Source organism: Luteibacter sp. 9133 (genome assembly GCF_000800155.1).
In the GTDB taxonomy this organism is placed as follows: Bacteria; Pseudomonadota; Gammaproteobacteria; order Xanthomonadales; family Rhodanobacteraceae; genus Luteibacter; species Luteibacter mycovicinus.
In genome coordinates, this window is the sequence record NZ_JUHO01000001.1 from 690,237 (window position 1) to 703,962 (window position 13,726).

At 65.2% G+C, this 13,726-nt stretch carries 11 protein-coding genes and 1 pseudogene; 7 read left to right on the top strand and 5 right to left on the bottom strand.

The genetic code is table 11. From position 1 onward, the window contains the following. The first annotated feature begins 69 nt into the window (after positions 1–69). From FA87_RS02780 to FA87_RS21355, 5 genes and pseudogenes are all read left to right on the top strand, one after another. Entirely contained in the window at positions 70–1,080 is a 1,011-nt protein-coding gene (locus FA87_RS02780) for an SDR family oxidoreductase (RefSeq protein WP_043692233.1), read from the top strand. Positions 1,081–1,167: 87 nt separating this feature from the next. Further along, positions 1,168–2,424 (top strand): SEL1-like repeat protein, encoded by a 1,257-nt coding sequence (locus FA87_RS02785; protein WP_051943989.1) that lies wholly within the window; start codon positions 1,168–1,170, stop codon positions 2,422–2,424. Between the two features lie 114 nt (positions 2,425–2,538). Continuing rightward, positions 2,539–5,172: a M1 family metallopeptidase gene (locus FA87_RS02790; RefSeq protein ID WP_043692235.1), complete on the top strand. Its 2,634-nt coding sequence runs from the start codon at positions 2,539–2,541 to the stop codon at positions 5,170–5,172. Positions 5,173–5,394: 222 nt separating this feature from the next. Next, positions 5,395–5,790, top strand: coding sequence for a type II toxin-antitoxin system RelE/ParE family toxin (locus tag FA87_RS02795; RefSeq protein ID WP_043692238.1), 396 nt, complete (start codon positions 5,395–5,397; stop codon positions 5,788–5,790). Further along, a pseudogene (locus tag FA87_RS21355) lies at positions 5,759–5,860 on the top strand (transcriptional regulator); the annotation flags it as partial. The gene FA87_RS02795 and the pseudogene FA87_RS21355, both read left to right, overlap by 32 nt. A gap of 77 nt (positions 5,861–5,937) precedes the next feature. Here FA87_RS21355 and FA87_RS02800 read toward each other — a convergent pair. Continuing rightward, positions 5,938–6,786: a PfkB family carbohydrate kinase gene (locus FA87_RS02800; RefSeq protein ID WP_043692241.1), complete on the bottom strand. Its 849-nt coding sequence runs from the start codon at positions 6,784–6,786 to the stop codon at positions 5,938–5,940. Positions 6,787–6,789: 3 nt separating this feature from the next. Beyond that, on the bottom strand, positions 6,790–8,094 hold the full coding sequence (locus tag FA87_RS02805) for a nucleoside transporter C-terminal domain-containing protein (RefSeq protein WP_036116018.1): 1,305 nt from the start codon (positions 8,092–8,094) through the stop codon (positions 6,790–6,792). Between the two features lie 128 nt (positions 8,095–8,222). On the opposite strand from FA87_RS02805, the gene FA87_RS02810 reads away from it, so the two are divergent. Further along, entirely contained in the window at positions 8,223–8,852 is a 630-nt protein-coding gene (locus FA87_RS02810; protein ID WP_043692243.1) for a LysE family transporter, read from the top strand. A gap of 4 nt (positions 8,853–8,856) precedes the next feature. On the opposite strand, the gene FA87_RS19665 is transcribed toward FA87_RS02810, so the two are convergent. From FA87_RS19665 to FA87_RS02825, 3 genes are all read right to left on the bottom strand, one after another. Next, a complete protein-coding gene (locus FA87_RS19665; protein ID WP_052191108.1) occupies positions 8,857–9,306 on the bottom strand; it encodes a MarR family transcriptional regulator in 450 nt (149 codons plus the stop codon). A 130-nt stretch (positions 9,307–9,436) separates the two neighbouring features. Beyond that, positions 9,437–10,204, bottom strand: a complete 768-nt coding sequence (locus FA87_RS19670; protein WP_052191109.1) for an AraC family transcriptional regulator — start codon at positions 10,202–10,204, stop codon at positions 9,437–9,439. A gap of 111 nt (positions 10,205–10,315) precedes the next feature. Further along, on the bottom strand, positions 10,316–11,971 hold the full coding sequence (locus tag FA87_RS02825) for an alpha-amylase family protein (protein WP_043692246.1): 1,656 nt from the start codon (positions 11,969–11,971) through the stop codon (positions 10,316–10,318). Positions 11,972–12,137: 166 nt separating this feature from the next. Here FA87_RS02825 and FA87_RS02830 point away from each other — a divergent pair, with 166 nt between their 5' ends. After that, the gene (locus FA87_RS02830) at positions 12,138–13,706 is read left to right on the top strand and encodes an alpha-amylase family glycosyl hydrolase (protein ID WP_043692249.1); all 1,569 of its coding nucleotides are present in this window, start codon (positions 12,138–12,140) and stop codon (positions 13,704–13,706) included. The last annotated feature ends 20 nt before the right edge of the window (positions 13,707–13,726 follow it).

The window sequence follows — 13,726 nt, forward strand, 5'->3', positions numbered from 1 at the left end:
AACGACGGTTCGTCGACTGGAGATGCGGATGCTGAGGCGTTCAGCATCTCTTTATTCAGGAGACCTTCCATGACCGACGACTTTTCCGCGTCACGGCGTCGCATCGTCCAGACAGCGTCACTCGGTGCGGCCGCCGCCGCTTTTGCCGGCCCCACCTTTGCCGCCGTCGGTGCGACGGCTACGGGGGTGGGTGGCACACGCGGGCTGGTGGACCCCCGCGAGGGTTTTCCGAAACCACCCTTTGCGGCACAGAATCAGCCGTGGCCCGGCCTTGCCGGCAAAATGAATCCCCGGCCCGATCACGGCGAAACCAGCTACAAGGGCAGCGGTCGGCTTGCCGGCCGTAAGGCGCTGATCACAGGCGGCGATTCCGGCATCGGCCGTGCCGTCGCGATCGCGTACGCTCGTGAAGGCGCCGACGTCGCCATCAGCTACCTGCCGGATGAAGAGGCGGATGCGAAAGAAGTCATCGACCTGATCCGCAAGGCGGGACGCAAGGGCGTAGCCCTTCCCGGCGACATCCGCGATGAAAACTGGTGCAAGCAGCTCGTGCAGAAAGCCGTCGATGGCCTCGGCGGCCTGGATATCCTGGTGAATAACGCGGGACGCCAGCACAGCTTCGATTCCATTCTGGACATCTCCACCGAGTATTTCGACTGGACGATGAAGACCAATCTCTACGCGTTGTTCTGGATCACCAAGGCCGCCGTGCCGCATCTGCCGCCGGGTGCCGCCATCGTCAATACGACCTCGGTCAACGCGTACAGCCCCTCGGCCAACCTGCTCGATTACGCCACCACCAAGGGCGGAATCATGATTTTTACGAAGGCGCTGGCGAAGCAGCTGATCAAGAAGGGCATCCGTGTGAACGGCGTCGCGCCGGGCCCGTTCTGGACGCCGCTGCAGGTGTCGGGCGGCCAGACCGAAGAGAATCTGAAGAAATTCGGTGCGGATACGCCTATGGGTCGTCCCGGCCAGCCTGCCGAAATCGCGCCCATCTACGTCCAGCTCGCATCGTCCGAAGCGACCTACGAAACCGGACAGATCGTGGGTGCCTCCGGTGGCGCGGGCAACCCGTAAGCCGACTGCCAAAAACGCGGATACCCCCGGACCTCCCGTTCCCCTATCATGCGCCCACGATCGACAGGCGTTTGCAGGGGAAACGGGATGTCGGAAGCAAAAGGTGGCTCGCTGCTCGGCGACCGGCGTTATGCCGCCGAGATGGACGCGCTGCAGCGATTCGGCCGGATGGAAAAAGACGCCCAGCTTGGCGATGCGCAGGCGCAATTTCGTGTGGCCAACGCTTACGTTGAGGGAACGGCGCATGTGACGCCGGACGCGAAGCGCGCGGCGCACTGGTTCCGGCGTGCCGCCGAGCAGGGGCACCAGGAGAGCCAGTGCCGGCTTGCCGCGCATTACGCCGACGGCCTGGGGGTATCGCGTGATCCGTTCGAGGCGGCCGGCTGGTACCGCCGCGCGGCCGAAGCCGGTTTCGCCGACGCCCAGTGCGCGCTGGGTTCCCTGTATGCGCGCGGGCAGGGTGTGAACGTCGACCGGGCGGAATCCCTCCGCTGGTGGGGGCTTGCCGCCGACCAGGGCCATGTCCAGGCCTGTGTGAATCTTGGCGTGTCCCATTACTTTGGCCGCGGCGTGCCGCGCGACGCCGAACTCGCCTTCACGTACTACAGCAAGGCGGTCGAACGCGGCCAGCCCGGCGCGGTCGGCTACGCGGATGCGCTGTGCAGCGTCGCCCACATGCTCCGCGACGGCATCGGCGTGGCGCGCGACCCGGTCATGGGCGCACGCCAGTACCGCCGTGCGGCTGAACTGGGCAGTGCCAATGCGCAGTTCGAGCTCGGCAAGATCTACCTCGAGACCAGCGATCTGGACAGCGATCGTGAACAGGCGCGTCTGTGGCTGGGTAAGGCGGCGGAGCAGGGCGATGGCGAAGCCAGGCGTCTGCTCGATGAGCTGATCGCCTCCGACGATCGCCGTGCGGTCGTGCAGGACGCGGGCGGCGCGCGGCCGGCATCGGCAGGTTCACACGATGCAGCGTCGCAGTTCCTGCTCGGCCAGCGACTGGCGGCGGGCGACGGTGTGGCACGCAACGATACCGAAGCCGTGCGCTGGCTGACGCTCGCGGCGGAGCGCGGTCACACGGGCGCGCAGTTCGCGTTGGCCCGCATGGTCGAGGGAGGGCGCGGCGTCGAGCGCAATCCGGACGAGATGGTACGGTTGTACCGGTCGGCGGCGAACGCGGGCCACGCGGATGCCCAGTTCGAGCTCGGGGTACTTCACGAGCACGGCGACGCCGTGCCCGCCAACCTGGCCATCGCCCGGGCGTGGTATCGCAAGGCGGCGGCCCGCGGTCACCTCAAGGCGCTGCGTAAACTGGAAAAACGGCAGTGGTGGCAGTTCTGGTGACCGGCGTCGGGTGAAAGGCCTGGGCGTCTATTTTCCGCGTCCATGACTTCCGGCGCTTCTCCCCGCACCGACACGCGCCCACCATCGGCGGACCGAATCCAGGGTCTCCCCCGCATGCGCACTCCCCTCGTCAGCGCGATCGCCTTCGCGCTCGCCGGTTTCTCCGTCGTCGTCGCGGCCGCCCCAGCCGCCGACAGCAGCCATCTCGCCACCACCCAGCTGCCCCGCAGCGTGCGCCCGTCGCACTACGATGTAGCCGTGGTGCCGCATGCCGACAAGCTCGCCTTCGACGGCAAGGTCGCCATCACGGTCGACGTGCTCGAGCCCACCACGTCGATCACGCTCAACGCGGTGGACATGGCGTTCGCCAACGTCACCCTGGCGCCGGTCAAGGGCAAGGTGACGTTCGCCGCGCCGAAGGTCGCCATCAATGCCGATGCGCAGACCGCGACCTTTACCTTCGACCACGCCGTACCGGCCGGCAGCTATACGCTGTCGATGGATTACACGGGAAAGATCGGTACGCAGCCCAACGGTCTCTTCGCGATCGATTACGACACCCGGACGTCGGGCAAGAAGCGCGCGCTCTACACGCAGTTCGAGAACTCCGATGCCCGTCGCTTCATTCCTTCGTGGGATGAGCCGGCGTACAAGGCCACCTTTACGCTCACGGCCACGGTGCCGTCGGCCGACATGGCGGTCAACAACATGCCGGTCGCCACGAGCAAAGACGTCGGCAACGGCCTGAAGAAGGTGACCTTCGCGCAGACGCCGAAAATGTCGACGTACCTGCTGTTCTTCGGACTGGGCGAGTTCGATCGCGCCACCACGATGAGCGACGGTGTCGAGATCGGTGTGATCACGCAGAAAGGCCTGACCTCGCAGGCGCAGTTCACGCTCGACTCGGCCAAGGCCGTTCTGCACGAATACAACGGGTATTTCGGCGTGCCGTATCCGCTGCCGAAGCTCGACAATATCGCGTCGCCCGGCCAGAGCCAGTTCTTCGGGGCGATGGAGAACTGGGGTGCGATCTACACGTTCGAATATGCGCTGCTGCTCGACCCGTCGATCTCCACGCAGGCCGACAAGGAAGAAGTGTTCAACACCGCCGCTCACGAGATGGCTCACCAGTGGTTCGGTGATCTCGTCACGATGAACTGGTGGGACGACCTGTGGCTCAACGAAGGCTTCGCGTCGTGGATGGCGTCGCGTACCACGGCGCGTCTGCACCCGGAGTGGCACACGAACCTCGACGCCATTTCGATCCGCGAACAGGCGATGGGTCGCGATGCGATCGCCACCACGCATCCGGTCGTGCAGAAGATCGACACGGTCGAACAGGCCAGCCAGGCCTTCGATTCGATCACGTATTCCAAGGGTGAATCGGTGATTCGCATGCTCGAAGCCTACGTCGGTGCCGACACGTGGCAGAAGGGCGTGCAGTCCTATATCAAGGCACATGCGTACCAGAACACGGTGTCGGATGACCTCTGGAAAGAGATCGACGCCGCGGCCGGCAAGCCGGTCAGCACGATCGCGCATGACTTCACGTTGCAACCGGGTATTCCGCTCGTGCGTGTCGAGTCCGTATCGTGCGCCGCGGGTTCGACCACGCTCAAACTCTCGCAGGGCGAGTTCACCCGTGACCGGCCCGACAAGAAGCCGCTGCTCTGGCATGTGCCTGTGATCGCGAAGACCGTCGGCGGCGCACCGTCCACGACCTTGCTCGAGAACGGTTCGGACTCCGTCACGGTCGCCGGTTGCGGTCCGGTCCTGGTCAATGCGGGTCAGACCGCTTACTTCCGTACCTTGTATGCACCGGCGCAGTTCACGGCCCTGAAGAACGCGTTTACGAAGCTGGATCCCATCGACCAGCTGGGCATCGCCTCCGATGTGTGGGCACTCGGCATGGCTGGCCTTCAGCCAGCGTCCGACGTGCTCGACCTGATCAAGGCGACGCCGCTGGATGCCTCGCCCTTCCTCTGGGACGACATCGCCACCGACTTCACCTCGCTGGACAGCTACTTCAAGAACAACGCCAGGGGCCGTGCCGCCCTGCGCAGGTTCGCCAGCGCGCGGCTCTCGCCCAAGCTGGCTCAGGTCGGCTGGGAGGCGAAGGCGGGTGAAGAGGCGCCCGTCGCCAACCTCCGCGCTCACCTGATCGGCAGCCTGGGCAACCTGGGCGATGCGAAGGTGATCGCCGAGGCGCGCCGTCGCTACGAGACGAACGAGATCCCGCCCGAGTTGCGCAAGACCATCCTTGCCGTGGTCGCGACCAACGCGGACGCCGCGACGTGGGACAAGCTGCACGAACAGGCGAAGGCGGAGAAATCCCCGCTGGTGAAAGATCGCCTGTATGGCCTGCTGGCCGACCCCGTCGACGACGCGCTGGCGCAGCGCGCGCTCGACCTCGCCCTCACCGGCGAAGCCGGTCAGACCAACAGCGCGGCACTCATCTCCGGCGTCTCGCGTCGGCATCCGGAACTCGCGTTCGACTTCGCCGTGGCGCACAAGGATGCCGTGGACAAGCTCGTCGATTCCACGTCGGCAACGCGTTTCTACCCGATGCTGACCGCTGGCTCGTCCGACCTCGCTCTGGCCGACAGGATCAAGGCGTTCGCGGACAAGAGCATCGCCGCCAGCTCGCGCCGCGACACCGACACGGCGATCGCCGGTGTCCGTTATCGCAATCAGGTACTGACGCAGCGCATCCCGGCCGTGGAAGCGTGGCTCAAGAAAAACGGTTGATCCTCAGCTGAGGGGCGGACCCGCCGGTCGAGAGACCGGCGGGTTTTTTTGTGTTCCGGATAGGAGCATTTTGGCCATCCGACAATGACCATCGGTTGTATGACAAGCATATACGTGGATACCCACGCCTCACCGCGACGTTGACGGCTGAGCAGCCACGAGCGAGGTCGTTAGGGTGGAGAAGCGTGCCCGTGATGGGTAAACTTCAGGAACTCCCTAAGGATGAATGTCCTCAAGCGAAGGGACTTCGCACGTTGGCAAAGGCGTCATCATCTCGACGACGCAGCTCTGTGTCAGGCCATCGGCGAGATGGAGCGCGGCTTGGTGGACGCCGATCTGGGCGGCGCGCTTTATAAAAAGCGTATCGCTCGCGAAGGTGGTGGAAAGCGTGGTGGCTACCGCACGCTGTTGGCAGCACAGATGGGTTCGCGATACGTTTTCCTGCATGGCTTCCTGAAGAGCGATGTGCCGAACGTCACGTCTTCGGAGAAGAGGGCGCTTCAGTGTCTCGGTTACACCGTTTTATCCATGTCGACGAAAGCGGTCGCGCAGGCTCTTAAGGAAGGTTCACTACTGGAGGTTCGCTGTGACAAGCAAGATCATCGAATCCGCACGTAAAGACATGCTGGCCTTCCATAAGGCTGGTCTTATTGACGATGTAAGGATGCGAGAGTTCGAGGCGATTTGTGCGGCATCCGCACGCGAGGTTCCTTCGGACGACAACATCCTTTCGGATGAGTACCTAGGGGCTTCTCTGCAGCAAGCCTAAGCCGCGCAGGCGGCCATCAACGCATCCCGAAAACACGGCGCATCCACCAGCCGTGCCGCCAGCGTTCCCTTGAACGCATCCCCGGTGCCACAGATCGGCACGCGGTAAAGATCCGCCTGATCGCCATAACGATCGCTGCCGTGCGACACCAGGCAGCTCTTGTCCAGCGACACCACCACGGTGCCCGCGCAAAGGCGCCGGGCGAGGGCGTTGATCGTCGTGTCGTCCATGCCGGTCACCGCACTCGCGGTGATGTCGATCGACAGAAACCGTCCGCAGCACCGCGCGAATTCATGCAGGCTCAGCAGAAGGATATCGGTGCTGGCGAACTCGCGTACCGACAGACCCGGCGGCAGCGGGCCCGGATCGAGAATACGGATGAGCCGGTGCTCGCCCGCGAGGTCCAGCGTCGCGGCAATGGTGTCGATATTGGCTTCGGTCGAAGCCAGCAGGATCTTCGCGCCTTCGAACAGATCCTTCTGCGCCGCGACGAACGCCATCGACAGATGGTCATTGGCGCCCGACGACAGCGCGGACAAGGTCTGGCCTTTCGCATCGACAATGAGCGCCGTTCGCCCTGTGCGCACACCGGTCGTCGACTGCCAGCGCGCATCCACCAGCGGCGGAAGCCCCGAGGGATCGATGACGTCGTCACCAATGGCGGCGATCAGTCCCGTCGACACACCGGCCTGCGAAGCGGCGACCGCCTGGTGAAAGGCCTTGCCGCCCGGACGACGCTCGAAGCTGTCGGCATAGGCGGGCTCGCCAGAGCGGGGAAGGGCTGGCGTCTGCCAGCGCTCTTCCTCGCTGTAACCGCCGACAACGAGCAAGCGTACCGACGACACGCCTCAGAATCGCTCGAGCACGCCGGCGATGGTCGCCGTCATGAACGTGGCGATGGAACCACCCAGCACGGCGCGCAGGCCGAGGCGGGCAAGGTCGCCGCGACGGTTCGGGGCGAGGCCGCCGATGCCGCCGATCTGAATGGCGATGGACGAGAAGTTGGCGAAACCGCAGAGCGCGTACGTCGCGATGAGGCGGCTCTCCGGCAGCAGGTCCGGCAGATGCTTCGCCAGATCCGCATAGGCCACGAATTCGTTGATGACCACCTTCTGGCCGATGAAGCTGCCGACCAGGGTCGCGTCCTGCCAGGGCACGCCGATCAGCCAGGCGACCGGGGAGAGCACCCAGCCGAAGATGGTCTCGAGGCTGAGCTTGATCTCGTGGCCGCTGTGAACGGTCAGCCAGGTGTTGAGGCTGTGGTCGCCGCCGACCGTGCCGAGCCACTGCACCGGGCCGTTGACCAGGGCGATCAGGGCGATGAAGGCGAGCAGCATGGCGCCGACGTTCATGGCCAGCTTGAGGCCGTCGCCCGCGCCGGTGGCCGCCGCGTCGATGACGTTCGCGGTGGTTTTCTCGACGTCGATCTTGACCGTGCCGCGGGTGAGCGGCTCCTGGGTCTCGGGGACCAGGATCTTGGCCAGCACCATGGTGGCCGGGGCGGCCATCACGCTGGCGGTCAGCAGATGCTTCGCATAGAACATGCGCTGCGCCGGATCGTCGCCGCCGAGCATCGCCACGTAGGCGGCCATGACGGAGCCGGCGATGTGCGCCATGCCGCCGATCATGACGGTCATCAGCTCCGCCTGGGTCATCCGCTCGATGTACGGCTTGATGGTCAGCGGGGCTTCGGTCTGGCCGATGAACACGCTGGCGCAGACGCTGGTTGTCTCGGCGCCGGACACGCGCATCACCTTGGTGATCACCCAGGCCATGCCCTTGACGATCTGCTGCATCACGCCGATGTGGTACAGGATGCCGGTGAGGGCGGCGAAGAAGACGATGGTCGGCAGCACCTTGACGGCGAAGATCACGCCGAACTTTGAGCTGTCCAGCAGGCTGCCGAAGATGAAGCGCGAGCCGACGTCGACGTAATCCAGCAGATGCACGAAGCCCGTGGCGATCGCGTCGAACACGTCGCGACCCAGCGGCACCTTGAGCACGATGGCGGCGAAGGCGATCTGCAGGGCGACGCCGGTGGCGACCAGCTTCCAGTCGACCACACGCTTGTTATTCGAAAAGCAAAAAGCGATGCCGATGAGCACCGCCAACCCGAACAGGCCAAACAAAACGTGGCCGAACAGACCCAGCATCGCGACTTACCCCTATGAAGGCCGGGGGTAGCCCCGTGACCGCTCGTAAAAACGCGAGGTTACGGGAGGTGGTCTCGTGGGGCAAGGTACAGTGCGAAATTGGGGTGAAGACGGGTAATCTCGGAGGCATGAATCTGTTTCTCACCATCGCGATCGTGCAGATCGTCGCCCTGATCACGCCGGGGCCCGATTTTTTCTTCGTCTCCCAGCTCGCCGCCAGTCGTTCGCGGCGTGAGGCCTTTGCCGGTGTGATCGGCATCGCCCTTGGGGTGGCGGTGTGGGCCGCGCTGGCCTTGCTCGGCCTGCAGCTGCTCCTGCACCGGCTGGCGTGGCTGGAACGGGGAATCGCCATTCTCGGCGGCGCTTATCTGTGCTGGATGGGACTGCAGATGCTGCGCGCGTCGTGGAAGGCACCCTCCGACGCCGCTGTGCCCGTGGTCGATGTCCGTGGCTCCAGCGCCGGGCGGGCCCTGATGCGCGGCCTGGCGACCAATCTGGCCAACCCCAAGGCGGCTGTGTACTTCGCGTCGATCTTCTCCGCCTTCGTGGGCGATGGCATGAGTGGCGCGGCGCGGTGGGGCCTATGGGCGATGGTGACGGCCGAGACCGTGCTGTGGTTCGGGCTGGTGGCGGCGATCTTCGCGATGCCCGCCATGCGCCGGGCCTACGTGCGGGCCGGCCGCTGGATCGACGGCGGTGCGGGCGCGATCTTCACCGCCTTCGGCCTGCACCTGGTCTGGGCGGGCGTCAGGCGCTGACGACTCAGAACGGACGTTCCAGGTTTTTGATCACCTGAGCCAGGCTTTCGGCCAGGACAGCCAGATCCGGATGACCGACGCCCTCCAGCGCCGTGCGGGCGAGGTCGGCGATCAGGGCACGAACCCGCTCCGCCATGCGCTTGCCCGCCACGGTCAGCACGATGTTGACCAGCCGACGGTCGGCCTCGTTGCGGTCGCGCCGCAGCAGGCCGCGCTCGATGCAGGCGTCCACGGCATGGGTGACGGTACTGGCGTTGACCCCGCAGGCGCCCGCCAGTTCGGTGGAGATCATGCTGCCGCGCGTGGCCATCAACAGCAGCATGTCGCTCTGCAATGCCGTGATGCCGAACTCGCGCTGGGCGCGCCGGCCCACGGCGTCGCGAAGCCGGGAGCCGGCCAGCATCAGGTGCCGCCCCAGATCCACGGCGGTGGGCGTGTCGTTGCGGCCGCTCATGGGCGGATGGATCGCACGGTCATGATGAAGTGTCCTGCCTTCTGCCCGGCGCAAGGATACTCATGGAATGACGCCATGGATTGACTGAAACCGCATGTGTTTGTCGATTCCGTCCGGCGGCGGCGCGGAGTCAGTCGACGTTCCGGCGCCACGCGCCCGGTGGCATGCCTACCGTCCGGGTGAACACCCGGGTGAAGTGGCTCTGCTCGGCGAAGCCACAGGCCAGAGCGATGTCGGCCAGCGACATGGCGGTCGCCCGGAGCAACTCCCGCGCGCGGTCGATACGGCGGTCCAGCAGCCAGCGATGGGGCGGCTTGCCCAGGCTCCGGCGGAAGGCGCGCGAAAAATGATTGACCGAAAGCCCGCAGGCGTCGGCGACGGCGGACACCGGGAACGACTGGTCGAGGCGCTCTTCCATGAAAGCGGTGGCGCGACGTTCCTGCCAGCCGGCCAGGCCGCCGCGCGCGGCGCCCGCTTCGGCTCGCGGGCCGGCGCAGGGCAGAATGGCGCGCAACGCCAGGGCGACATGCGCCAGCAGAGGAGCGTTCGGCGCCTCGGCACGGAGCCCGTCGAACAGTACCTGCGCGAGCGTGCGCACCGCGGGCGGGTGACCGTGGGGTATCGCTCCATCGGTGTGGCGGCGGAACAGGATCGCTCCCCCGTTTTCGGTATCGGCCGGGCGGGTGGGGCGGTAGATGAGCAGCAGATCGTCATCCTGCCCGTCGACGGCGTCGATATGGATCTCGGTCAGCTGGTCGCGGTTGCGCAGATCGTCGACGCGTCCGTGTGCCGCCGACGCGCCACGATGTTCGAGGGCAGCCGAACGGCGCACCGGATCCACAATGATCGTGGCGGTACGTGGACGACAGCTGGCGGTGACAGATTCGGCGCGGTACATGGCCGATCCCCTTCAATATCGGATGGCCACCCAAGGATTGCGCACGCAAGGACCGCCTCCCTACCCCCATTAGAGGTAGCCCTTCATTTTTCATAAGCGCGCCGGTGATTTTCAGACGCCGTCGACTTCCTTGCGCTTGAGGATGTAGCCCAGTCCGCCCTCGCGGAACCACCGGTAACCGTATGGCTCGAGCAGGATCCGATGGCGGCCGTTCGGGTCCTGCTCGCTGTGATCGTCCGACAGCAGGTTGGTCAGGCGATCGTCCAGCGGGAACACCGCCTCGCACGGCGCGTCCGACAGGTTGTGCAGGAACATCACGCTGTTGCCCCGCCATGTGTAACGGATCATCAGGATCGCGTCGTCGTCCAGAGGCATGACTTCGAAGTCACCCCATGACACCTCCAGCACCTCCTTGCGCATGCGGATGACGCGTTCCATCCAGTTGAGCAGGGAGCCGGGGTCGCGGCGCTGTTCGGCGACATTGACGTGCGGGTAGCCGAAGGGCCCGTCGCTGATGACCTTGCCGACGGCACGCTTCGCGTCGGTGAACCCGGCAAACCGTTCCGTCGACCATTGCATCGGCGTGCGCGCGCACTCGCGCTCGGGCAACGAAAGATCGTCGCCCATGCCGATCTCGTCGCCGTAGCGGATGACCGGCGTGCCGGGCAGCGTGAGCATCAGCGAGTAAGCGAGCTCGAGCCGGCGACGGTCGTTGCGCAGCATCGGCGCCAGGCGTCGGCGGATGCCGCGGTCGTAAAGCTGCATGTCCTTGTCGGGACCGAACTCGGCGAAGACCCGCGCCTGCTGCGCCTTCGTCAACCGGCCCAGATCGAGCTCGTCGTGATTGCGCAGGAACAGCGCCCACTGACCGGTCGACGGCCGCGGTTTGGTTTTTTCCAGCGCCTTGACCAGGGGGCGCACATCCGCCGCCGCCAGCGCGTAAAACAGATTCTGGTTGACCTGGAAGTTGAACATCATCTGCAGACGGTCGCCGTCGTCGCCGAAATACTCCAGGTCGTCCTTGGGCAGCACGTTGGCTTCGGCAAGGATGATGGCGTCGCCCTGCCGCCACTGCAGCAGTTCGCGGAAGGAACGCAGCATGTCGAACTGCTCCTTCGGCTTCTTGACGTCGGCGCCTTTGGTGGCGATGACGAAGGGCACCGCGTCCATCCGGAAGCCCGACACACCCAGCTGCGTCCAGAAGCCCATGATCTTGAGGATCTCGGCCTGTACATACGGGTTGGCGGTGTTGAGGTCGGGCTGGAAATCGTAGAAGCGGTGGAAGTACCAGGCCTTCGCGCGCTTGTCATAGGTCCAGGTGCTCTTCTGCACTCCCGGGAAGACCATGCCCTCATCCGCGGTGGCCGGCTTCGTCTTCGACCAGACATACCAGTCGCGGTACTTCGACGAGGGGTCGCGGCAGGCCTCGCGAAACCACGGGTGTTTGTCCGAGGTGTGGTTCACCACGAGATCGATCAGCACGCGCATGCCGCGTTGCCGCGCCGCATGGGTGAACTCGACGAAGTCACCCAGCGTGCCGTAGCGCGGATCCACGTTGTAATAATCGGCGATGTCGTAACCGCCGTCGCGCAACGGCGAGGTCTGGAAGGGCATCAGCCAGACGGCGGTGACGCCCAGCCCCTGCAGGTAATCCAGTCGCCGGCTCAGACCCTGAAAGTCGCCGATGCCGTCGCCGTTGGAGTCCTGGAAACTGCCCACGGACAGGCAGTAGATCACGGCGTTTTTGTACCAGAGGTCGTTGATCATGACGGCACTCGCGGCTTCGGGTTCGCGAGAGCGTACGGGGGGACGTGTGAAGGCGTTTCCTACACAACGGATTGGCGAGGCTCAGCCATCGCCGACAGCCAGCCTGCTGGCGGCGCTCCCGCCCCGCTGGGAGGCAACCCTGTTAGCGATGCTCCGAGGAAACCGCATGCCCGATCGTTCATGGTGGCGCAACGGCGTCATCTACCAGGTCTACCCCCGCTCGTTCGCCGATGCCAACGGCGACGGCATCGGCGATCTCGACGGCCTCCGCGGCAAACTCCCTTATCTTGCCGACCTCGGTATCGATGCCATCTGGATCTCGCCGATGTATCCCTCGCCCATGGCCGATTTCGGCTACGACGTGAGTGATTACCGCGGCGTGGACCCGCTGTTCGGCGACATCGAACGGATGGATGCGGTCATCGCCGACGCCCATGCGCTGGGCCTGAAGATCATCCTCGATTTCGTACCCAATCACAGCTCGGATGAGCATCCCTGGTTTCGTGAAAGCCGGCGTTCGCGCGACAGCGCGTTCCGTGACTGGTATCTCTGGCGCGACCCCGCGCCCGACGGCGGTCCGCCGAACAACTGGCTGTCGAACTTCGGCGGCAGTGCGTGGACCTTCGATGAAGGCACGGGCCAGTACTACCTGCATCTCTTCCTCGACAAGCAGCCCGATCTCAACTGGCGACACCCCGCGCTGCGCGAGGCCATGTTCGAGTCGATGCGGTTCTGGCTGCGGCGGGGTGTCGACGGCTTCCGTGTCGACGTGCTTTACCACGTGATGAAGGACGCCGAATTCCGTGACAATCCGCTCAATCCGGCCTACCGCGACGGTATCGATTCCGAGGCCAACCGTTTTCTGCCGACCCATATCGCGGACCTGCCCGAAACGATGGACGTGGTCGCGGCGATGCGCGCCGTCGTCGATGAGTTTCCCGACCGCGTACTGATCGGCGAGTTGTACCTTCCGCTCGAACGCATCGTCGCCTACTACGGCGACCGGTTGCAGGGCGCGAATCTGCCCTTCAATTTTCTGCTGATCGGCGCCGCGTGGGACGCGCGCACCATCGGGTCGCTGGTGGAGCGTTACGAAGCGGCCTTGCCTCCCGGTGGCTGGCCGAACTGGGTGCTCGGCAATCACGATAAGCCGCGTATCGCTTCGCGCGTCGGCGACGCGCAGGCGCGTGTCGCGGCGATGCTCCTTCTGACCCTGCGCGGTACGCCGACGCTCTATTACGGCGACGAGATCGGCATGCGTGACGTAGCCATTCCGCGCGCCGAAGTCCGTGACCCGTTCGAGATCAATGAGCCGGACAAGGGGCTTGGCCGCGACCCGCAGCGAACCCCGATGCGCTGGACGCCGGCGCCCGGGGCGGGTTTTACCGACGGCACACCATGGCTTCGGCTCGGCGACGACGTCGCAAGCCGCAATGTGGAAACCGAGGCTGCCGATCCCTCGTCGATCTGGTCGTTGTATCGATCGCTGCTGTGGATGCGACGCGCCTCACGCGCATTGAGCATCGGCAGTGTCCGCATTCTCGGTGTCAGCGATCAGGCGCTGGCGTATGAGCGAGTCGATGGCGACGAGCGCATCGTGGTGTGCCTGAACTTCACGGAGGTTCCAGCCGTTCTTCCGATCGACGAGCCCGCCGGCCGCGCCGTGCTGTCGACCCATGGCGATATCCGGCAAGGTCCGTTGCGTCCCTCGGAGGGGCGTATCTACCTCTCGTGACCGAAGGGTGTCCCGCCGCC